The following is a 20,633-nucleotide window of genomic DNA, read 5'->3' as shown; positions in this document are numbered from 1 at the left end:
CTTAGGTTTTGCTGGGCTTATTGCGCAAATCAAGATAAACACTAATCGCCAACCAAATACTCACTATTGTGGCCAGTAACCAAGTATTTTCAGCCATTTGTAACACCTCTTGGCTGAATACTGATGTCGCCCAAATGAGCATTAAGTAATAAGGCAAATTCAGCAGCGCGGCAAGAAATATGACTTTTTTACTCTGCTGAGTGGCGCCTTGGTGAAACATAAAAAATGCCAATGAATTGATGTGTATCATGGCTAGCAGCAATTTTTTAACTGACACTTTGCCAGCCTGAGTGGTTGATTGCGGCCATAATCGGCCCAAGTGGTAATTTATATAAGAGCCTAAAGTAGCAGCCACAACCATAGCTAAAGTCAAATAGGCTAAATCTTTTGCTTGTGGATTAGCTAACACCACCAATAACACCGCAAAAAATTGCCCAGGAAAATAAAAACCAACGTAAACAATAGATTCGAGCAATATGATACAAACTATTACTGCGTAAAAGTAACCATCGAATGTTTGTTGTAACTGTTTTAATAAGGTTAAGCCGTTGGGCAATATGCTGTAATTTTCAATGGCAGCAAAACCTAACACTACTATGAGAGCCGAAAAGGGTAAGAAAAACGAATATTTCAACGACTACACCTGTTGATTAAACACCTAAATGATACGTGCTAAAAACCACTTAGATCAGTCAACAATTTTAAAAAAATAAAATAGACTTAAGCGAAATTAGTATTTGTATTCGACAAATTCATTAATAAACAACACAATAGTAAAAAATATAAAAAGCGAGAAATATGATGCAAATGACCTCAGCTGAATTGACTGAAATCATGATAGACAGTGCTCAAAATGCCATAACCACCACAGAAGAAGAGTTCAATATACTCTTAGATGTGACAGAACAAAGCATTGAATTAGTTGACGAGGTGATCTTAAGTTGGCTGGCTAGATATAAAGATCAAGCTCTTGAGCCAAATGCAGTCTTTACTATTTGCAATATTTATGGAGCCTATGTGGGTGAAATATTCCGTAAAAAAATTGGCGGAAATTGGAATTATGATGAGTCTGATCCTGATGCCCCTTATGTGGTACTAAACTATGCGGGAAACACTTACGCCTTTGCTGGAATTTGTTATCAGCGATTAGTAAACGACAGTCAAATCAGTGTTAAAAATTACTTTGACCAAGCCGTCGCCAATAGCTTGCAATAAATTTCCGCTTAGTAAACTTGGCCTTTACGCCAATCTTTTACCATTAAGCGTATGTGTTGATCTTTTATTATATAAAACAAGGCCAAGCAGTCGGTTAGCAAACTCGCTGCTAACACCCATGAAAACGCCCAGGCTTGGCTGTTGGCTAACACTATATGTAAAATTAAATCGGCTAAAATAGACAAGGCCAGTAAAGGTTTTATCAATAAAAATATCCATTCCCGCCCAGACAACCAAATTTTCTCTCTAAACCCCAAAATAAATAAAGTGAACAAAGCAGGCAGTGCAATTAGTAAACTAAGGTACAAAAAGTGTTGTTCTGGGTAAACAATTGCCAGTAATTGATCAGTATATTCGCGCATAGTTAAGGCACCAATTAACACTAAAATACTGCGACATAAGTACAAGATTAATAGGTACAAGCCCATTGCAGGCTTAACTCGCCCTGCATCATCATAATACTTTAAAGGTAATAACAATTTAATTGTGAGACTTCCTTACAACAACTATAGAAGAGTATGGTCGGTGCTTATTATTTATTTAACGCTTGGCTGATTTCCGCTAATACTTCATGAATATCGGCAAGGTCATTAGTTGTATTATAAATATGTATACTTGTGCAAATTTCAATGCCATGTTGCCCTTCAATAGATAAAATCACCCGCTCTAAGTTTTGTTGGATACGCGCAAACAATTCAGACGCGACTTTATCTTCTACATTGGCAAGGCAAAGTAAAAATAAATTCGATTTTACTCTGCCTAACATTTCCTGTTTACGGGTAATTTGTTTTAAAGCGTCTGCAATTTGTTTAATTGCGTTTTGCCCTACTTTTGCCCCATAAATTTGAATAATATCTTGAATATTAGTCAATTCTAATACGCCTAAAGCATTAACTTTGCCGCTTTGACTTTTTTTCACCTTTCTAATTTTGGCTAGCAACCACTTTTGACTAAGTAGCTCAGTTAATTTATCAAATTTATGCCGATTAAACTGACTATTTCTAACAATGTAATAGCCTAATCCTAATAAGACTAGAGTTAATATTATGACCAAAGCAATGGCATACCAGCGCTTTTGCTCAGCCTCAGCCAAACTGGTTTCTAATCCAATGATTTCATTATGTAAATGCGCAACCCCTAATACCCTAGCCGATGACTGTTGGCGCCTAACTTTTTCCTGGGTTACCTTTTGGTAATTTTCAAAACTCTGCTTGGCCGCCTCTAAATCTCCCAGAAACAATTGGGCTTTGACCAAAAAGCCAATGAAATGTACATCTCTGGCTAATCGCCCAGTTAACCCCTGAGGATCATCTTTAAAACTGGCCAAATAACTCGCCACACAAATTTTGTCTTGATCATGTAAACACAAAACAGCGCGATACCAGTTAAATAGTTTTTGCATAGTTTGATTGGATATTTGCTCAATAAACACCTGCCAAGCGCGCAGGCTTTGCCTTAGCAATTCGTAATCGCCAGTGCGCTGCGCATGCCGACTTTGGGCAAAGTGAAACCAATTATTGGTAAGCGGGGTGTTGATAGCTAAGTTTCTTTCACCTAATTCTTGAATTAGCTGTGCTACTTTTTGATAGTCTCCACTGCCAGAGTAGGCTGTAATAACGCTAATTAAGGGCGCCAGTTGATTTTTTTCTTCGTAAACATTAAGTCCAATTTGGTAACTTTTTTCGTACTGTTGGGCGGCCAGTGACATTTGTCCTATTGCGCTAAACATTAGCCCTATACTATTGTGAATATGCGCTATTGCTGCTTGATCATCTATCAAAGTGAAGCGTTTTAATAAGGCAAATAATCGCCCTAATTTTACTCCAAGATCTTGATCTTGCTGACAAACAGTAATTAACCCCAATTTTGCACTGAGATAAATATCATTAAATGAATCTTTGGCAAGTTGCTCGGCTTGTTGATAAAAATCGCAGCGTTTGGGGTTGTCTTGTACATCTAAGATAAAGCCTAGTTGATACAGAATACTGGCATGGCTCTCTGAACCTTTTTCAAGTTCTGGCTTGGCTAACAATGCATTTAATAATTGATAGGCTTGGTCATTTTTACCCATGCAAATTAACCAATGTGATTTATGCACAAGCAACTGAATTCTCTGGGAAGCCGTGAGGCTTTGTTGCAGATAGTGTTCTAATTTAGGAATAAACTCGTCAGCGGGACAATCATAAGTCGTCACTTTGCTTTGCAAAATGAACTCATTTACCCCATCGGCCTGGACCTTTAGGGAAAAACCAAAATACATTATGCCTAAAACAGTGACTTTTAAGGCAAGCACTAAGGCGAAAAGTAGTGCCTTATTCATAGCCTTTAAACATAATGTTAACTGCGGAATATTTCCAGCTCAATCCACAAAATCGACAATTTTTGTCTAAGATCAAACACTTGGTTGAGTCGATTATATTCGCGTCTAGGCTATTTATTCTGCTAAACAGCTAGAAAGAGCAAGTTCGTCAAGCTTGTCAGGCTGATTTGTGTAACTAGTTTGCTCTACACAGATTGCAAAATCCGCTGGCACATCATTAGGCGCTACCAGCTGATCTTGAGAATAAGCAAATTGGCTGAACTCAATGCAAGAAAATAAAACAAACACCAAACAAAATAGTTTTTTATTGTGCATAACAGGTCTCGTTAGTGATAATAACACATTAGTTACTATCACTAAGCAAAACCAAGGCCAACTATTAATCTCTTTATTTTCAACAAGTTAAATAGACATTTATTAATAGACTTGTAGAAATAAACCTAATTTTTAGCTGAACTGATAAAATTTGGTGCGTTTCATCAATATTGTCTTTTTGGTTAGTGGATAAGTTAAATCATGATTAAACTCGCCACAAAATAAGCAATAAATGCTAACGCCCCCCCAACTAAGGCATAAGGCATTTGTGTACGCACATGGGTTAATAAATCACAACCTGAGGCTATAGAAGATACAGCTGTGGTATCTGATATAGGCGAACAGTGATCACCAAATACTCCACCGCCTAAAATCGCGGCAATAACTAAAGATGGTGGCAAACCTAAGGTTTGAATTAACGGCACTCCAATTGGAATAAGAATCGCAAAGGTGCCCCAAGAGGTTCCGGTAGTAAAAGACATCACAGCCCCGGCCAAAAACAACACAGGAATAATTAGGCTAATTGGCAAGTAGTCTCCCACAACCCCAGCAACAAATACCCCTGTGCCTAATTCTTTTAAACTTGCACCTAAGGTTAAAGAGAACAAAACTATAGTTACTAAAGGTAAAATCTCGCCCATTCCTTTAAATCCTGTATCCACTAATTCCTTGTGCGAAAAGCGTTTTCCCGTAAGCAATAAAACATAGGCCATAAAGCAGGCTAATAAAGTTGCGTATAACACCGACTTACTGCCGCTACCACTGGCTAAGTCACCATTACCTGTCCACAACATAAAACCTATCATGCTGAAGATCATAGTTGCTAAAGGCAGCAGCATAAATCTGGCTTTGGTGCCTTTAACCGCTTGTTGTTCACCTTCTAATTTGGCTAACTCTTGTTCTGCTTGGCGCATAGGGCCATGTACTTTGTCGGCTAGCACAGTATAGAGCACAATAATTAGCGCGATTATGGCGTAAAAATTCAAAGGCACTGTACCCCATAAAATTGACACTGCACTTTGCTCTAATTCGTAATTACTTAACAAGCCAAGAACAAAGGCGCCCCAGCCGTTTAACAGAATTAGAATACAAATAGGTGCACTGGTGCTATCAATCACATAGGCCAAACGCGCTCGACTCATTTTAAATTTGTCGTATAAACCTCGAGACAATATGCCAGAAGCTAACACACTAAGATTAGACTCAATAAACACCACCATGCCAGTAAACATAGTGAGTAACCCAACTTGTTTGCGGTTTTTCGCCACCCCTTTGTTAATCAGCATTTCTACCGTTGCGGTAACCCCGCCTGAATGACGCATATAAGCCAAAAGCGCCCCGATCAACACGCTAAATAACAGTATCCGACTATTTCCAGCCGAAGTGACTATCTCCACTACCCGCTCTATTGAACCAATAAAACCAGTAAATAAAACCTCAGTTTGATTTTGGTAAGCCAGTAGAAACTCTGCGCTCAAAATAGCCATAACTAAGGCCAAAATGACTTCTTTACGCCAAAATACAATAATGATGGCAATAATAGGGGGTAAAATAGAATACCAATGCATGAAATAACCTTATTTTGATAACTCGTTTTTAATGGGTAAATACATCAAACAAAGAGACTTAATTAAAAGCCCATGGCAGATAATATTAAACAGGTAGTGCGGTGGTGTATTTGATTTGTTCCATAGCAAAGCTTGATGTGACATCAGACAAATCAATTCCACCCACAAGTTTTTTATAAAATACATCAAATGCGGGCATGTCTGCCACCACAACTTTTAGCATGTAGTCATATTCACCGCTCATGCGGTAAAATTCGACGATTTGCTCAATGCTTTGTGCATGTTGAGCAAACTTTTTTAACCAAGTTGCATCGTGTTTGGCCGCTTTAACTTGCACAAAAACCGTCATATTTAAGCCTAAACTTTGGGCGTTTACTAATGCCACACGCTTTTCAATCACGCCTTTTGCTTCTAGGGCTTGAATACGTCGCCAACATGGCGTGGTACTTAAGCCAATTCTCTCGGCAATCTCAGCAACAGCTAATGTGGCATCTTGTTGCAAACAACGTAAAATTTCACGATCCAATTTATCCATAGAAAATTTTTTCCAAATTCACATCTTTAACAGCATTAATTTTTAAAGTTTTAGCATGTTTGTAGATTTTTTAAAAATTTATTCTTATCCCAGCATGGCAAAATAGCCTGAGATTCACACCTTTAGCCAATGGATTATTTTACTATGCCACAGCAACAAAACCTTGCAGTTAATATTGTTTCACATTCAGCCGAAACGCCTGATATCTTAACAAAAGGTAAAATTTACGATGATATCACCCAAACAATTGGCCAGACCCCTATGGTCAGACTATCTAGATTGGCGCAAACCTATAATGTAGAAGCAAATATCTTAGCTAAAGTAGAATATTTTAACCCAGCTGGCTCTATTAAAGATCGACCCGCCATTGCCATGATAGATGCGTTGATGTGCTCAGATAGCTTTACCGACAAGACCGAAATTATCGAGCCTACATCGGGCAACAATGGGGTAGCCTGTGCCTGGGTATGCGCCTTGCGAGGGATTAAATTAACAGTAGTGATCCCCGAGCATATGTCGATTGAAAGACAAAAACTAATTAAACACTATGGCGCTAAAGTGGTTACCACTGCCAAAGAGTTAGGAACCAAAGGGGCCATTGACCACGCCAAGCAATTGGTCACCCAAAATCCCCATGCAGTCATGCTTGATCAATTTGCAAATCAAGCGAATCCGGCCACTCACTTTGCTAGTACTGCACAAGAAATATGGCGAGACACTGCAGGTAAAGTGGATATTTTAGTCGCAGGAATCGGCACAGGTGGCACCATAACAGGGATAGCTAAGGCGTTAAAATCCTTAAACCAAGACATTCAAATTATTGCAGTTGAACCCGCCTCTTGCCCTGTTTTAAGCCAAGGAAAATCGGGCATTCATAAAATTCAAGGATTAAGCTCAGGGCACGTTCCTGATGTGTTACAAACAGACTTATTAGATGAAATTTTAACTGTCACCGATGAGCAAGCCATAGAGCACGCACGACTATTAGCAAGGTTAGAAGGTTTACCAGTGGGGATTTCTTCAGGCGCCACCGCCTATGCCGCCATTCAAGTTGGGCAAAGACTACAAAACCGCGGTAAAAATATTGTCACTATTATGGCTGATACTGCTGAACGTTATTTTAGTACTGAATTATTTAAAGACTAAGGGCTTAATTAGCCCGCCCTAATCTGGTAGTTGGCATAGGGTTAGGGTTAACAACTAAAAGATCAGAGGATAATTAAGTATTGGGAGCTGAGAAGGTTGCTAAGACAAAAGCAATTTTACGCTTGGCACTTTCACTTAATAAGCTTTCTAAGGCCTTAAAAAGGTAAGCTAAGGCGCCTGTATCTGGCCTTGCATATTCGGGGGCGTAGATACATTTATCCACCATAATCGCTGCTTTTAACTCAGTTAGCTGGGCTAACCTTTGCTGCGATATGGCAACTTTATTGCTGATACTTGCCAGTAACTCGCTAGCCTTAGAGTTTTGATTTGCAGACGGTTCAAAAACGCCCAGGGCTTCACATTGGTAAAAGTCGTAGAGCAGTTTTTCTATTTTATCCCCAATCACAGTGGCTACGTCTTGGCGTTGAGCTGGAGTTATTTTTTTGTCTGCGCTGGTAGAATAAACAAGGTGATATAACCCAGCTTGTTGTAACTCTTCTCTGGCATGCCACTCTTTTAACAAACAAGCTGTGCCTTCAAGGTGCGCGATTAACTTGGCATCTGCATGTTCAAACTTTCCAGCGCCTAACTGTATAAGTTTTAAAAATATTTGATCCATACAACTCCCTGCAATACACAAGGGCTCTTTATCTGTGTTGTTGCAATAATTTTAATTATTCTTAAGCATGAGAGACTTATTAAGCCAGATATTGACTTATGATGAAAGACTAAGGATTAAATTCAAAATATAAAATAATTAAACTTGAAGCGGCAGTAAACATTAAAACATAGCCGTTAATTCCATAATAATCTTGTTCTCGGCGGTTACGTTGGCGTTTCATAATCAACACTATTAGGCTGATCAACACACACAAACTTAACAACCCTATTAAATATCCTAATAAACTTTGATGCCACTGCTGACGCCCTTCAATTCCCCAAAATGCTTGTACCCCAGACACAAATTCGGGGCGCGCATCGTGAAAAACCAATAAGGCCCCTAAAAAAACAAACCAGCCTAAAACGTTCAATGCCACTAAACATTGAAAAAAGCGGTCTTTTTCCCGCGGAAGCTTGCGTCGATTAGGATCGTTGCCTTGCTTTGCTGCTGAGTTTTTCATTTGCCTATAAATACTCGTTAAATTGTCGATTTTTCTTGAGTCTACGCGCTACCTGAGTAAGATTACACCCCTTGCGAGATTAGCCAAGTAGCACAATGTCATCAAATTTCAATTACTGGTGATTAATTTCGGCATTTTGTTCAGATTCTATAGCTATTTTAAGGCTTTGTGATTTCTATTCTGAACATATGTAGTTTTATTAATAGGAAATATTTTTCCACAAATTGGAGAGAAGTAAATGGCGCACGCCCCGGTGGCAGAGATTTTTGCCGGTAAATATTCAGTTGGTGACCAAGTCACAGTTAAAGGGTGGGTAAGAACTCGTCGTGATTCAAAAGCAGGGTTATCATTTATCGCCTTACATGACGGAAGTTGCTTCGATCCTATTCAAGTTATTGCGCTAAATAGTTTAGAAAATTATAGCGATGTTCAAAAGCTCACTACGAGTTGCTCGCTAGAAGTCACAGGTGTGTTAAAAGAATCTCAGGGTCAAGGTCAATCATTAGAAATTGAAGCCCAAAACATTAACATAGTGGGCTGGGTAGAAAATCCAGACACCTTCCCTATGGCTCCTAAACGCCATAGCATGGAATACCTACGTGAACATGCGCATCTACGTGCCCGCACAAATGTAGGTGGCGCAGTTACCCGTGTACGTAACTGTTTATCCCAAGCCATTCATCGCTTTTTCCACGAACAAGGTTATTGCTGGGTAAGTACCCCAATATTAACCGCTAGCGATACTGAAGGCGCAGGTGAGATGTTTAGAGTCTCTACTTTAGACATGTTGAATATCCCTAAAACCGATAAGGGCGAAGTGGATTACAGCCAAGACTTTTTTGGCAAAGAAACCTTTTTGACCGTTTCTGGGCAATTAAATGGCGAGACTTACGCCACTGCCATGTCAAAAATTTATACTTTTGGCCCCACCTTTAGAGCTGAAAATTCAAATACTAGCCGACACTTAGCCGAATTTTGGATGATAGAGCCAGAAGTTGCCTTTGCTGATTTAGCCGACATTGCGCAATTGTCAGAAGACTTATTAAAATATGTTTTTAAAGCCGTGTTAACTGAACGCGCCGACGATATGGCATTTTTTGCTCAGCGTATTAACAAAGACGCCATCTCACGCTTAGAAAAAGTCATAGAGCAAGATTTTGTACGCATGGACTACACTGATGCCATTGAAATTTTGCAAAACTGTGGCAAAAAATTCGAATTTCCTGTGAGTTGGGGGGTAGATCTTTCTTCAGAGCATGAACGTTATTTAGCCGAAGAGCATGTAGGCGCACCTATCATTATGCAAAACTACCCGAAAGACATTAAAGCGTTTTATATGCGTATTAATGACGACGGCAAAACCGTGGCAGCAATGGATGTGTTAGCCCCGGGTATAGGCGAAATCATCGGTGGCTCGCAGCGTGAAGAGCGTTTAGATGTGTTTGACCAACGTTTAGCAGAAATGGGATTGAGTCAAGAAGACTACAGCTGGTATCGTGATTTACGTCGCTACGGCACAGTGCCCCACTCTGGATTTGGTTTAGGCTTTGAACGTTTAGTGGCTTATGTGACTGGTATGCAAAACGTACGTGATGTTATTGCCTTTCCACGAACTCCTGGCAACGCTAATTATTAAGCTAGGGTTATCCACTCAGCAATTCATTAAATAGCTACCTTTAGGTGGCTATTTTTTTGCCTTAAACTTGCTATATCAAAAATTTATCCATATATGTTCATGATAAAAATAGTGGTACTACAACCTTTAGGTTAACGTATTCGCTTATTACTGAAAGTCAGGAGAAACAGATACCATGCACAGCACTCAACAGCTATTCACTTTAATTACTTCGTCAGGGCAATTAGAAATGCCAATTAAAGAAGTACCTATTCCTAAACCTAAGCCCCATGAAGTGATAGTAAAAATAGAAGCTGCGCCTATCAATCCTTCAGATATGTGGCCTATGTTTGGTCCGGCCAATTTAGCCGAAGCAGAATATGATCCAAACAAAAAAATGCTGACCGCGCCAGTATTCAAAGGCATGTTGCCACGGATTAAATCACGACTAGATCAAACCCTACCAATAGGCAATGAAGGTGCAGGAACTGTTGTTGCTGCAGGTGATAGCCCAGCGGCTCAAGCTCTGATGGGTAAAACTGTTGGGGTATTATCTGGCGCAACTTATACTCAATATTGTTGCGTGCCTATTCAAGCCTGCTTAGTACACAATCCAGGCACTACAGCTAAGCAAGCAGCCTCGTCTTTTGTTAATCCATTAACTGCCTTAGGTATGGTAGAAACCATGCGTATGGAAGGTCATCAAGCGTTGGTCCATACGGCTGCTGCATCAGCCTTAGGACAAATGTTAAATAAGATTTGTTTGGCTGAAGATGTGCCCTTGGTCAATATTGTTCGTAATCAAGAACAAGTAGATATATTAAAAGCAATAGGTGCCAAATACATTTGTGATTCATCACAAGAAAGCTTTAAAACCGACCTATATCAAGCCATAGAAGCAACAGGCGCGACTTTGGCATTTGACGCCATAGGGGGAGGAGAATTAGTTAGTGATATTTTAACCGCCATGGAAATGGTGGGAAGCAAAGATGCGGTAGGCTTTAATACCTACGGTAGTGATGCCAATAAACAAGTTTACATTTATGGCGGCTTAGACTTTTCTCCTACTATCTTAAATCGTGCCTATGGTATGACCTGGGGCATTGGCGGCTGGTTATTAATGCGCTTTTTAGGCAAGTTACCAGTAGACAAAATCTTGCTGCTGCATAAACGCGTAGCCGATGAAATTGATAGCACTTTTGCTTCTTCATTTAGTCGAGAGTTAAGTTTAGAAGAAGCTATTCAGCCTAAAATTGCCTTAAAGTACAATGCTAAAAAGACCGGTGAAAAGTATTTAATCAATCCATCTAAATAATCACTCGTTATTGAACAACAAAAAAATGGGCGCCTTTAGGCGCCCAATTTAGTTAGCTTTGATTAACTACCAAATACGTACTCGCTCTTCTGGTGCTAAGTACAACTCATCTTCTGGTTGCACGTTAAAGGCATCGTACCAAGCATCGTGATTTCGTGGTGCCAATGCACGGTAACGACCTGGCGCATGAGTACCGCCTTTAAGCTGCGATAACATGCTTTCCTCAGTACGTTTTTCACGCCAAACTTGCGCCCATGCCAAAAAGAAGCGTTGGTCACCTGTCACACCATCTATCACTGGGGCTTCTTGACCATTTAGGCTAAGTTTATACGCATGATAAGCCATGGCTAACCCGCCTACATCACCAATGTTTTCACCTAAACTATTACGCCCATTCACAAAGTTTCCTTCGATTGGCTCATATTGGCTGTACTGTGCAGCTAAGGCATCGGCTTTTAATTCAAAGGCCGCGCGGTCTTGATCTGTCCACCAGTTTTGCTGAATACCATTGGCGTCTGATTTAGAGCCTTGATCATCAAATCCATGCCCCATTTCGTGTCCAATTACTGCCCCTATGCTACCGTAGTTAACCGCAGGATCGGCATTAGGGTCAAAAAATGGTGGACGTAATATGGCAGCTGGAAAAACAATTTCATTAAATGAACTATTGTAATAGGCGTTAACCATTTGCGGGGTCATGCCCCAACGATTACGATCGGTTTTATTTAATTCATTTGCCACACTGTCTGCACGGAAAAACTCACGTAAGCGTACAGCATTACCAATTAAATCATCTGCTTTAATTTCGAGTCCTTCGTAACCTTGCCACTTGTCTGGATAGCCAATTTTAGGCACAAAAGCCGCTAACTTAGCTTGGGCATTCACTTTAGTTTCTTCACCCATCCAATCTAAGTTTTCAATGCGCTCGCCTAGGGCTTTACGAAGGTTTTCAACTAACTCAGCCATTTGCTCTTTTGAGCTAGCTGGAAAATGTTTTTCTACATAGGTTTTACCAATGGCAAAACCAAGAGATTGTGTGCCAGACATAGCTGAAATGGCGCGTTTCCACCTTGGGCGTGGCTCTTGCTGTCCCCTTAAAGTTTTACCAAAGAAGTCAAAATTGGCGTTAAAAATTTCATCTGACAACATAGACGCATGGTTAGATATAGTGTGGTAGGTCATATAAACCTTCCATACATCTAAAGGTTGTTCATTAATAACCTGTATAACAGCGTTAATAGGCTCTGGTTGAGAAACATTTAAATGTGGTACCACATAACCGGTTTGAGAGAAAAAGCTATCCCAATCAAAATTTGGGTAAGATGTGGCTAATTCAGCACGTTCAATTTGATTTAAAGTTAAGTCTCGGTTGCGGCGCTTTTCACGGGGCCATTGAACCTCGGCAATTTGTGTTTCTAAAGCTAAGATTTGCTGGGCTTTTTCATCGGCCTCAGCTAAGTCAGCAAAACGTAACATTTGCGCAATATGTAAAACATACGCCTGACGAATTTTTTCAAAACGTTCATTATCTTCAAGATAATAAGAACGATCTGGTAGGCCAATGCCCCCTACCCCAACAGACATTTGATATTGATCTGGATTTAAGCGGTTAAAACCTAAACCTGCCCAAATTGGGCTAACCGTGCCTTCTCGCCATGCGTTACCAAAAGCTAAAGTTAGGGCTTTTTTATTGTCGATTTGCTGAATTTTTTCAAGCATAGGCTGAATTGGCGATAAGCCTTTAGCATTGATAGCCTCTACATCCATATAGGCCGAATAAAAGTTTGCCACCAATTGCTGTTCAGCATTTAAATCACTGGCTTGAGAAATTTCATCCACTATCGCTTTGATTTCGTTTTCGCTGCGCTCATGCAACTTGTCAAAAGCGCCAAAGCGGGTTTTATCGCTAGGCATTTCAAAGTTGTCATACCAAGTACCACCGGCATATTTAAAAAAGTCGTCGCCTGGATTAACTGTTAGGTCGCGTGCGTCTAACTCAACCCCAAAGCTACCTAGCTCTGCTTGACCTTGACTTGCAGACAATTCAACTGGGCTTTCTGATAATTTGGTTTGAGCGGAATTTTCTTGCTTACTACATGCTGTAAATAAAAATACTGAAGATATAGCTGCACTTATTATTGTTTTTTTCATTGTTTCCCCGATTTATTTAAACAAACGGGGCACTCTACCTTAAAGCTTCAAGATTTGGTCAATAAAATTGTAACCATTTTCTAATGAGTTTATGTCTAAGTGTAAATTTGACCTAACACTTAGCTATCTATCTAAAAATAATTTAAACCAACTCAGACACTTAACAATTTGTTTACACTAAACCTAATCAAAAGTTACACTTTAAATCTGCGCCTATTCCTTTTACTATGGAAAACTTAGCTAAAGGTGAAAATGAGGACTTTCCCTTACGCGCCAGATACCAAAACAATAAGCATTGGCACACAATTAACAAGGATATGCGGCTTAGCCGAATAATTGTCATCTATGGATGTAAAAAAGTTAGTCAAAGATTATTTAAATAACGGGGTCAACGACAAACAAGATCCTGAATCCAGCCAAAAGGTAATGATTACCAACCTATTTGGTTTCATCGGCTACATGACCTGCTTTATTTTAGGTTCTAGTGCGCTTTTACGCGCAGATTGGGTATTGGGAATACTATTAGTCATATCAGGATTTATCTTTTTATCCTCTAACCTTATTTTACGCTCCACTAGCATTAAAAATCCTTTTGTATTTGCGTCAACCTTGGTCATTATTTCTTTAATGTTGTTAATGTTGTATTTAGTGGTGACTGGCGGCGTTGAGGGTACAGGACCACTGTGGTTGTATATTGTGCCGCCCATGACCTTATTCTTTGGTGGCATGATAAAAGGCTCCTTACACTTAGGTTTGTTTATCACTGTGATTGCAGTTGTGATGTTTTTTCCTGACGACAAGTTATTAGTTTATTCCTATACCTACGAATTTAAGTCACGGATCCTTTATTCGTTTTTAACCGTTTCGTTATTATTTGCTTTTTATGAGTACGCACGTCAAAGCTCATTCAGCCGCATGCGAGAAATGAGTGAAGAGTTTGAAAAACAAGCTATGCACGATCCATTATCTGGCTTATTAAATCGCCGTGGAATGGTTGAAGCCCTGCAAGAGGAATATGATCGCAGAAAACGTTATGCCAGTGATTTAACTGTCATGATGTGCGACATCGACCACTTTAAAAAAATCAATGACCAATACGGCCATGATAAAGGCGATGCTATTATTAAAGACTTTGCTAACAAGTTTAAATTAGGCCTACGTAAACAAGATTCTGTGGCTAGGTGGGGTGGCGAAGAATACTTATTTTTATTACCCGAAACCACAGGTAAACAAGCACTTTTATTAGCTGAAAAGTTACGTAAAGAAATTGAAAGCGAAGAGTTTCAACATAAGGATAAAACCTTTAATGTGACTGTTAGTTTTGGTATTCACCAATTAACCGAGCAAGACAGCATTCATCAAGCTATTTCCAAAGCTGATAAAAACCTTTACGCAGCCAAAACTCAAGGTAGAAACCTCTGTATCATTGATTAACGCGTTTTCACCCCCACTTTTAGCCTATTCATGCATCTAGGGCTTGCAAACTATGCGCTCACATCGATTTCCTGTTCCTCCTGATACGCCCCTAAACTGGCGTATCTTTTTGCAACTTTGGCCCTACTTAACTGAATTTAAACTAAGAGTTGGGCTAGCGCTGTTATTTTTAATTGCCGCTAAAGTGGTCAGTATTTATTTACCCTTTATTTTAAAATATACAGTAGACACCTTAAACCAAGTATCGCCCGATACTGAATTAGTCTTGGTACCTTTTGGGCTAATCGCCGCTTATGGAGTTTTAAGACTAGCCAATGTGTTATTTGGTGAAATACGCGATACCTTGTTTGGTCGTGTAACCGAGCGCGCTATGCGCAATCTCGGATTAAAAGTCTTTCGTCATTTGCATAGCTTAGATTTAGACTTTCATTTAAATAGGCAAACTGGCGGGCTTTCACGAAATATTGAGCGAGGCACCAGCGGCATTAGCTTTTTGATGCGCTTTTTAGTATTTAATATCGGCCCAACTTTGTTCGAAATTGCTGTAGTTGTGGGGGTATTATTTTATAATTATGGGCTGAGTTTTGCGCTCATTATTTTGGCCTCAGTGATCAGTTACGTTGGGTTTTCTGTTAAAGCCACAGACTGGCGGACTAAATACGTGCGCGAAGTGAATCAAGCCGATTCCAGCAGTAACTCTCGAGCAATTGACAGCCTATTAAATTACGAAACCGTTAAATACTTTAATAATGAAGATTATGAAGCTTTTAGATACGACCATGATCTTGCCAATTGGGAAGCGGCACGGCGCAAAAATCGCTTATCTTTATTTGCCTTAAACGGTGGGCAAGCCTCAATTATCGCCATTGCAATGACTAGCATGATGGCACTAGCTGCCTACAATGTCGCGCAAGGCAAGATGACCATAGGCGATTTTGTTTTAATCAATGCCTTTACCATGCAAATATTTATGCCGCTCAACTTTTTAGGCTTTGTTTACCGCGAAATTCGTGGTTCATTAGCCAATATCGAAAACCTGTTTAACCTGCTAGATAAAAAACCTAATGTACCCATAGACGAAACGGCCAAAGACTTAAGTATCAAGCAAGGTAAAATCACTTTTGAACAAGTGCAGTTTAGTTATCGCCCTGATCGCACAATTTTGCATGATATTAGTTTTGAAATTTTACCCGGCCAAAAAGTGGCGGTGGTGGGTGAAAGCGGCTCGGGTAAATCAACTTTAGTTAAATTATTATTCAGATTTTACGATACCACGCGCGGAAAAATCTGCATTGACGGGCAAGATATTCGCAAGGTCAACCAACACTCATTACGCAAAGCCATAGGCATAGTGCCGCAAGATACAGTGTTGTTTAACGATACGATATTAGAAAACATTAGATATGGCCGCCCCGATGCCTCAGATGAAGAAGTGCAACAAGCCATCAACTTAGCCCATCTAACTCACTTTATTGCCTCACTACCTGATGGTGAGCAAACTAAAGTGGGTGAACGCGGATTGAAGTTGTCAGGTGGTGAAAAACAGCGTGTCGCTATTGCCAGAACCATTCTAAAACGTCCACCTATCATGGTGTTTGACGAAGCAACATCTTCGTTAGATAGCCAATCAGAACAAGCTATCTTAAGCGCTATAAAAGAAATTTCCCAAGGCCATACAAGTTTGGTGATAGCCCACCGCTTGTCTACCATAGTGGATGCCGATAACATTGTGGTAATGAATAATGGGAAAATAGTAGAGCAAGGCAGCCATCAACAACTATTAAGCCAAAACGGTGCGTATAAAGCACTATGGCAAGCCCAGCAAAACAATCAACAAGACGAGAGCACTAGTGGATAAACAAGCCTTATTGGACGCCATCAATCAAGACATGCCCTTTGGTAAATATGCTGGCCGAAAACTGCTGCACTTACCTGAGCCCTACTTAGTCTGGTTTAACAACAAAGGATTCCCCGAAGGCAAATTAGGCCAACAACTAGCCTTGATACATGAAGTTAAAGTAAACGGCTTGGAATCTATGTTAGCGCCCCTACTTAGAGACAATTAATGCCTTATCAGCAACATTCTCGTCAGCGCATGCGCGATAGACCTCAAACTGCTCAACAAGATAATCTGGACAAACAAATATTACATTTGCATCAAGCCATGGCCGAAAAACTCATGGCTAATCACCAATATATCCCGCAAATTTTAGACACCATTGAAACTCGTTATGAGTCGGGAAAAATGCGTCACGGCGCTTATTTATTTTGGATTAGTTTGCTTGAACATATAGATGAGCCAAAGTTATTTATGCAGACCTTACTTGAAGACTCACCACAACTGAGAAAATATCGACGCCTAACCCCATTGGTGGGCATATTAACCGAACAAGAAAGACAAGCAGCCTTAGATAAACTCAATTTTGAGTGATAAGTAATTTTGCTTGTTGCACTTTTCATTGGGCTAACTTATTGTTTTATCAATTTATTTCTAGGCATCTAATATGAAAATCTTAAGCCGTATTTTTTTATTCTTGGTTATAGTCAGCCCGCTAAGTTTCGCCCAAGAGGAGTGGCGCACACCTGAGCCCGATGATCTGGTTTTTATGCAACTAAAAACAGGCACAGTAGTGATTGAGTTAGCCCCTTTTATGGCGCCAAATCATGTGGCAAGATTTAAAGATCTAGTTGCAGAAGGTTTTTACGACGGCTTAGATTTTTACCGTGTTATAGATGGTTTTGTGGCACAGGGCGGTGATCATTCAGAAAAAAAGCCAAGCGATAATAAAAACAACTTACAGCCAGAGTTTAGCCGCCCTACTCCAGAAAAATCTGACTTTATGTTAGTGCAATCACCAGATTTTCTTGCACCACAAACAGGTTTTTTACATGGTTTTGCTGCAGGGCGAGACCCACAAGCCAAACAAGAATGGCTATTACATTGCCCCGGTGCAGTTGCTTTTGCCAGAGGCGTAGAAGCAGACACTGCCAGCACAGAATTTTACATAGTAATTGGCCAAGCCACCCGCCATTTAGACAGAAACATGAGTTCCATAGGCCGCGTAATTTACGGCATGCCAGCGGTGCAAGCCCTAAACCGAGCAAAACTAAACAACGCCAGCGGCGTGATAGAAGATGCCAGCAAACGCAGCAAAATACTTTGGGCCAAACTAGCTAGAGACGTTCCTAAAAAACACCTGCTAAAAATACAAGTGCAACAGCAAAACTCAGAACAGGTTAAACAACGTTTATCCAGCGCTAAAACCCTAGATAATGCGTTTTACCATTTTAAGGGAAACGGCAATTTAGACTTATGTTATTACCAACTAAAAAGCCGTTTAGTGGTAGAATAGATAAAGCTAATCATGCAATGTTAAATATCTAGCCAGTTAACAAGGATTAACAGGCTTCCAATCTATAATTTACAGTCACAAAGCCTCAACCTGCCAAGTTAAAAGGGTCGTTCAAATTGCGAGATGGCTGGGTAAACCACTTTGCTCCATTTTTTGTCATATAAAAATGGTCTTCAAGACGCACACCAAACTGCTCGGGGTTAATCACCATGGGCTCATTACTAAAACACATACCTGGTGCTAATTCGGTATGATCACCACCCACTAAATACGGCCACTCGTGAATATCCATGCCTATTCCGTGACCCGTTCGATGAGGCACGCCCGGAAGTTTATAATTGGCTTGCAAATTAAGTTGCTGAAGCTTGTCACGTACTGCTTTATCCACTGAAGCACAGGTTTCCCCTAGCTGTGCGGCGTTAAACGCCGCCTCTTGTAAACTTCTTTCGTACTCCCAAAATACTTTTTGTGCTGCTGTTGGAGAGCCAAACGCATAAGTTCGAGTAATGTCAGAATGGTAACCAAAGAGCTTGCAGCCAGTGTCAATTAACACCCAATCTTTTTTTTGTAATTTTTGTTCGTAGTTCACTCCATGAGGATAAGCAGTTGCTTGGCCAAATAATACGATACAAAAACTCGAACCAGACGCCCCAACTTTTTTATGTGCCTTATCAATAAAGGACTGCACTTGAGCTGTGGTGATCCCTTCGTACAACATTGAAGCAGTGGCTTGGTGTACTTTAAGCGTCATATCCATAGCGCTTTGCATAATTTTTAGCTCATTGTCCGATTTATGCATCCGACATTGTCCGGTGATTACTACAGCATCACGCAGTGTTATGCCTTGTTTATTATTTTCTATTTTTGAAACCAGTGCATAAGATGTAGACTCATCAATCGCCAACACTGTATTGTTACCCACTTGCTTACTTATAAAGTCAAGCATGATCTGCGTGGGAGATTGATGTTCTTCCCACATCAATGTATCCAAAGTTAACACCATGGCTTGTTCAAGGGAGCCCTGTTCAAAAGCCGGTGCTATTAAGGTTGGCGTTCTTGTTTGTAACAAAATAGCGCCTACTAAACGTTCACTGGCGTACCAAGGTAAACCGGTAAAATACTCAAGGTTGGTACCTGCATTTAAATAAAGTGCGTCTATTCCTTTTTCTTTCATCAAACTTTGTGCTTTTGATACACGTTGTTGATATTCGTTTAACCCAATGGGCTCAACCTGCCCTGTCATATTTTCTAAGCTACTAAGCGCTTTTTCTTCGCTTATGCCGCCAACACCTAGTGTCATCATATACTCCTGCTTTTAAAAGAAAACTGCTGAAGAAGTAGCGCCGCAATAATGATAATTAAGCCAATCACTGTAGATGGGTAGATAATTTCACCACGGATAAAGTATAACAAGCTCAAAGAGATAAAGGGCGACAAAAATATCAAGTTGGCAATCACAGATGTATTTTCGGTTAGCTTCATAGCCTTAGACCAAAATAGAAAGGTGATACCCATTTCAAATAAACCAATGTAGATAACCGCAGAGAGGGAAATAACTGTTAAATTTCCAGAGTCAATTGTATGCCCTAAAAACAACCATAACAAAATGGTAGCAATACAAAAACTTATGGTTAAAGACACAGTAGCATCGACCTCAATACGGGCATTCAAAATCCAATATGCCGACCATAAAAAGGTTGAAAGCAAAGCCAGTAAAACCCCTAAAGTACTGTCAAACTCAAATGCTGTAAGGTCGCCATGAGTAGCAATAATAAACACCCCAGCGTACCCTAAAAAGCTAGCCAGTCCATCCTCTAAGCGTATGGGCCTTTTTAAAAATATCGCTGACATAATGGTCAATGATATTGCCCAAGTATAATTAATCGGTTGTGCTTGCGAACCAGGTAACAAGCTATATGCACCAAATAAGACAAAATAATAACTTATGGGATTTAGCAACGCTGACAAAAGGTAGTACAAGGGGCGTTTAGCTAATTCTTTTGGGCAATGGCTAACTTTTTTTTGAATTATGCAAGTCACTAACAACGCAAAGGCAGAGCTAGTTGTGGCATACATCACCAATTCTAAAGGGCTTAAATAATCTAATGCAATCTTAAAAGCGGTGGCCACAGTAGACCAAAACAATACTGCCAACATAGCCCAAAAGTACGGATTGTTTTTTAGACGCATAAATAAATCCAATTGGTTAAATGTAGCTAAAGCTTACTAGGGAGTAATAACTATGGATAAAATCGACTATTTCACGCTCATTTACTAAAGCCAATCCTTAATGTCATAAGTTATCTAAACTTTTAGCTTCTCGAAAAATGTACTGCCAGAAATAAGTTGCAGATAAGTGGTTAATAACTGATGTTTTACAATGCGTATTACAGCAGTTTTGATTAATTATCCCTCTAACACATATTTATGCACAGGAAGCCAATGATAATATATTTAAATATCAACCTTAAAGTGAGAGTACGAGGTAATCCGCCTTGTACCTATACTGCTATCATCGATAAAATGTAAACTGGTGCCAATTTCT

General features: G+C 39.9%; 20 protein-coding genes. 9 read left to right on the top strand and 11 right to left on the bottom strand.

Going from position 1 to position 20,633, the window contains the following annotated elements:
- Position 1: 1 nt before the first annotated feature.
- The gene (locus ACVCDT_RS08200) at positions 2 to 634 is read right to left on the bottom strand and encodes a hypothetical protein (RefSeq protein ID WP_447132279.1); all 633 of its coding nucleotides are present in this window, start codon (positions 632 to 634) and stop codon (positions 2 to 4) included.
- A 167-nt stretch (positions 635 to 801) separates the two neighbouring features.
- Here ACVCDT_RS08200 and ACVCDT_RS08195 point away from each other — a divergent pair, with 167 nt between their 5' ends.
- Positions 802 to 1,215: a hypothetical protein gene (locus ACVCDT_RS08195; protein ID WP_447132372.1), complete on the top strand. Its 414-nt coding sequence runs from the start codon at positions 802 to 804 to the stop codon at positions 1,213 to 1,215.
- Between the two features lie 8 nt (positions 1,216 to 1,223).
- Here the strand turns inward: ACVCDT_RS08195 and ACVCDT_RS08190 are convergent, their stop codons facing one another.
- From ACVCDT_RS08190 to ACVCDT_RS08170, 5 genes are all read right to left on the bottom strand, one after another.
- Positions 1,224 to 1,694, bottom strand: a complete 471-nt coding sequence (locus ACVCDT_RS08190) for a DUF2919 family protein (protein WP_447132278.1) — start codon at positions 1,692 to 1,694, stop codon at positions 1,224 to 1,226.
- 53 nt (positions 1,695 to 1,747) lie between these two features.
- Positions 1,748 to 3,535: a GGDEF domain-containing protein gene (locus tag ACVCDT_RS08185; RefSeq protein ID WP_447132277.1), complete on the bottom strand. Its 1,788-nt coding sequence runs from the start codon at positions 3,533 to 3,535 to the stop codon at positions 1,748 to 1,750.
- A 114-nt stretch (positions 3,536 to 3,649) separates the two neighbouring features.
- The gene (locus tag ACVCDT_RS08180; RefSeq protein ID WP_447132276.1) at positions 3,650 to 3,850 is read right to left on the bottom strand and encodes a hypothetical protein; all 201 of its coding nucleotides are present in this window, start codon (positions 3,848 to 3,850) and stop codon (positions 3,650 to 3,652) included.
- A gap of 194 nt (positions 3,851 to 4,044) precedes the next feature.
- Positions 4,045 to 5,418: a Na+/H+ antiporter NhaC family protein gene (locus ACVCDT_RS08175; protein ID WP_447132275.1), complete on the bottom strand. Its 1,374-nt coding sequence runs from the start codon at positions 5,416 to 5,418 to the stop codon at positions 4,045 to 4,047.
- Between the two features lie 85 nt (positions 5,419 to 5,503).
- Positions 5,504 to 5,953, bottom strand: a complete 450-nt coding sequence (locus ACVCDT_RS08170) for an Lrp/AsnC family transcriptional regulator (RefSeq protein ID WP_447132274.1) — start codon at positions 5,951 to 5,953, stop codon at positions 5,504 to 5,506.
- 144 nt (positions 5,954 to 6,097) lie between these two features.
- Here ACVCDT_RS08170 and cysK point away from each other — a divergent pair, with 144 nt between their 5' ends.
- A complete protein-coding gene (gene cysK / locus ACVCDT_RS08165) occupies positions 6,098 to 7,099 on the top strand; it encodes a cysteine synthase A (protein ID WP_447132273.1) in 1,002 nt (333 codons plus the stop codon).
- 73 nt (positions 7,100 to 7,172) lie between these two features.
- Here the strand turns inward: cysK and ACVCDT_RS08160 are convergent, their stop codons facing one another.
- Entirely contained in the window at positions 7,173 to 7,718 is a 546-nt protein-coding gene (locus tag ACVCDT_RS08160; RefSeq protein WP_447132272.1) for a DUF6817 domain-containing protein, read from the bottom strand.
- Between the two features lie 109 nt (positions 7,719 to 7,827).
- The gene (locus tag ACVCDT_RS08155) at positions 7,828 to 8,220 is read right to left on the bottom strand and encodes a hypothetical protein (protein ID WP_447132271.1); all 393 of its coding nucleotides are present in this window, start codon (positions 8,218 to 8,220) and stop codon (positions 7,828 to 7,830) included.
- A 238-nt stretch (positions 8,221 to 8,458) separates the two neighbouring features.
- On the opposite strand from ACVCDT_RS08155, the gene asnS reads away from it, so the two are divergent.
- Both asnS and ACVCDT_RS08145 read left to right on the top strand, forming a co-directional pair.
- Positions 8,459 to 9,856, top strand: a complete 1,398-nt coding sequence (asnS, locus tag ACVCDT_RS08150; RefSeq protein WP_447132270.1) for an asparagine--tRNA ligase — start codon at positions 8,459 to 8,461, stop codon at positions 9,854 to 9,856.
- Positions 9,857 to 10,031: 175 nt separating this feature from the next.
- Positions 10,032 to 11,150 (top strand): zinc-binding dehydrogenase, encoded by a 1,119-nt coding sequence (locus ACVCDT_RS08145; protein WP_447132269.1) that lies wholly within the window; start codon positions 10,032 to 10,034, stop codon positions 11,148 to 11,150.
- 66 nt (positions 11,151 to 11,216) lie between these two features.
- Here ACVCDT_RS08145 and ACVCDT_RS08140 read toward each other — a convergent pair whose 3' ends face one another.
- Complete coding sequence (locus ACVCDT_RS08140) at positions 11,217 to 13,301, bottom strand: M13 family metallopeptidase (protein ID WP_447132268.1); 2,085 nt, start codon at positions 13,299 to 13,301, stop codon at positions 11,217 to 11,219.
- A gap of 345 nt (positions 13,302 to 13,646) precedes the next feature.
- Between ACVCDT_RS08140 and ACVCDT_RS08135 the strand changes: the two genes are divergently transcribed.
- The 5 genes from ACVCDT_RS08135 (at position 13,647) to ACVCDT_RS08115 (ending at position 18,088) form a co-directional block, all read left to right on the top strand.
- Complete coding sequence (locus ACVCDT_RS08135) at positions 13,647 to 14,735, top strand: GGDEF domain-containing protein (protein WP_447132267.1); 1,089 nt, start codon at positions 13,647 to 13,649, stop codon at positions 14,733 to 14,735.
- A 52-nt stretch (positions 14,736 to 14,787) separates the two neighbouring features.
- On the top strand, positions 14,788 to 16,593 hold the full coding sequence (locus ACVCDT_RS08130) for an ABCB family ABC transporter ATP-binding protein/permease (protein ID WP_447132266.1): 1,806 nt from the start codon (positions 14,788 to 14,790) through the stop codon (positions 16,591 to 16,593).
- A 31-nt stretch (positions 16,594 to 16,624) separates the two neighbouring features.
- Positions 16,625 to 16,801, top strand: a complete 177-nt coding sequence (locus tag ACVCDT_RS08125) for a DUF3820 family protein (protein ID WP_447132371.1) — start codon at positions 16,625 to 16,627, stop codon at positions 16,799 to 16,801.
- Positions 16,801 to 17,166, top strand: coding sequence for a hypothetical protein (locus ACVCDT_RS08120; RefSeq protein ID WP_447132265.1), 366 nt, complete (start codon positions 16,801 to 16,803; stop codon positions 17,164 to 17,166). The genes ACVCDT_RS08125 and ACVCDT_RS08120 overlap by 1 nt, the downstream gene beginning before the upstream one ends.
- A 73-nt stretch (positions 17,167 to 17,239) precedes the next feature.
- A complete protein-coding gene (locus tag ACVCDT_RS08115; protein ID WP_447132264.1) occupies positions 17,240 to 18,088 on the top strand; it encodes a peptidylprolyl isomerase in 849 nt (282 codons plus the stop codon).
- 85 nt (positions 18,089 to 18,173) lie between these two features.
- On the opposite strand, the gene ACVCDT_RS08110 is transcribed toward ACVCDT_RS08115, so the two are convergent.
- On the bottom strand, positions 18,174 to 19,391 hold the full coding sequence (locus ACVCDT_RS08110) for a M24 family metallopeptidase (RefSeq protein WP_447132263.1): 1,218 nt from the start codon (positions 19,389 to 19,391) through the stop codon (positions 18,174 to 18,176).
- The gene (locus ACVCDT_RS08105) at positions 19,388 to 20,278 is read right to left on the bottom strand and encodes a DMT family transporter (RefSeq protein WP_447132262.1); all 891 of its coding nucleotides are present in this window, start codon (positions 20,276 to 20,278) and stop codon (positions 19,388 to 19,390) included. The genes ACVCDT_RS08110 and ACVCDT_RS08105 overlap by 4 nt, the downstream gene beginning before the upstream one ends.
- Positions 20,279 to 20,633 lie beyond the last annotated feature (355 nt).

The sequence above is a fragment of the Paraglaciecola aestuariivivens genome (assembly GCF_052983255.1).
This window is presented reverse-complemented; position numbering and strand designations above follow the sequence as displayed.

Coding starts and splice junctions, on each gene's coding strand:
- ACVCDT_RS08195 (WP_447132372.1), top strand. CDS start 802: ATGCAAATGACCTCAGCTGAATTGACTGAAATCATGATAGACAGTGCT.
- ACVCDT_RS08185 (WP_447132277.1), bottom strand. CDS start 3,535: ATGAATAAGGCACTACTTTTCGCCTTAGTGCTTGCCTTAAAAGTCACT.
- ACVCDT_RS08180 (WP_447132276.1), bottom strand. CDS start 3,850: ATGCACAATAAAAAACTATTTTGTTTGGTGTTTGTTTTATTTTCTTGC.
- ACVCDT_RS08175 (WP_447132275.1), bottom strand. CDS start 5,418: ATGCATTGGTATTCTATTTTACCCCCTATTATTGCCATCATTATTGTA.
- ACVCDT_RS08170 (WP_447132274.1), bottom strand. CDS start 5,953: ATGGATAAATTGGATCGTGAAATTTTACGTTGTTTGCAACAAGATGCC.
- cysK (WP_447132273.1), top strand. CDS start 6,098: ATGCCACAGCAACAAAACCTTGCAGTTAATATTGTTTCACATTCAGCC.
- ACVCDT_RS08160 (WP_447132272.1), bottom strand. CDS start 7,718: ATGGATCAAATATTTTTAAAACTTATACAGTTAGGCGCTGGAAAGTTT.
- ACVCDT_RS08155 (WP_447132271.1), bottom strand. CDS start 8,220: ATGAAAAACTCAGCAGCAAAGCAAGGCAACGATCCTAATCGACGCAAG.
- asnS (WP_447132270.1), top strand. CDS start 8,459: ATGGCGCACGCCCCGGTGGCAGAGATTTTTGCCGGTAAATATTCAGTT.
- ACVCDT_RS08145 (WP_447132269.1), top strand. CDS start 10,032: ATGCACAGCACTCAACAGCTATTCACTTTAATTACTTCGTCAGGGCAA.
- ACVCDT_RS08140 (WP_447132268.1), bottom strand. CDS start 13,301: ATGAAAAAAACAATAATAAGTGCAGCTATATCTTCAGTATTTTTATTT.
- ACVCDT_RS08135 (WP_447132267.1), top strand. CDS start 13,647: ATGGATGTAAAAAAGTTAGTCAAAGATTATTTAAATAACGGGGTCAAC.
- ACVCDT_RS08130 (WP_447132266.1), top strand. CDS start 14,788: ATGCGCTCACATCGATTTCCTGTTCCTCCTGATACGCCCCTAAACTGG.
- ACVCDT_RS08125 (WP_447132371.1), top strand. CDS start 16,625: ATGCCCTTTGGTAAATATGCTGGCCGAAAACTGCTGCACTTACCTGAG.
- ACVCDT_RS08120 (WP_447132265.1), top strand. CDS start 16,801: ATGCCTTATCAGCAACATTCTCGTCAGCGCATGCGCGATAGACCTCAA.
- ACVCDT_RS08115 (WP_447132264.1), top strand. CDS start 17,240: ATGAAAATCTTAAGCCGTATTTTTTTATTCTTGGTTATAGTCAGCCCG.
- ACVCDT_RS08110 (WP_447132263.1), bottom strand. CDS start 19,391: ATGATGACACTAGGTGTTGGCGGCATAAGCGAAGAAAAAGCGCTTAGT.
- ACVCDT_RS08105 (WP_447132262.1), bottom strand. CDS start 20,278: ATGCGTCTAAAAAACAATCCGTACTTTTGGGCTATGTTGGCAGTATTG.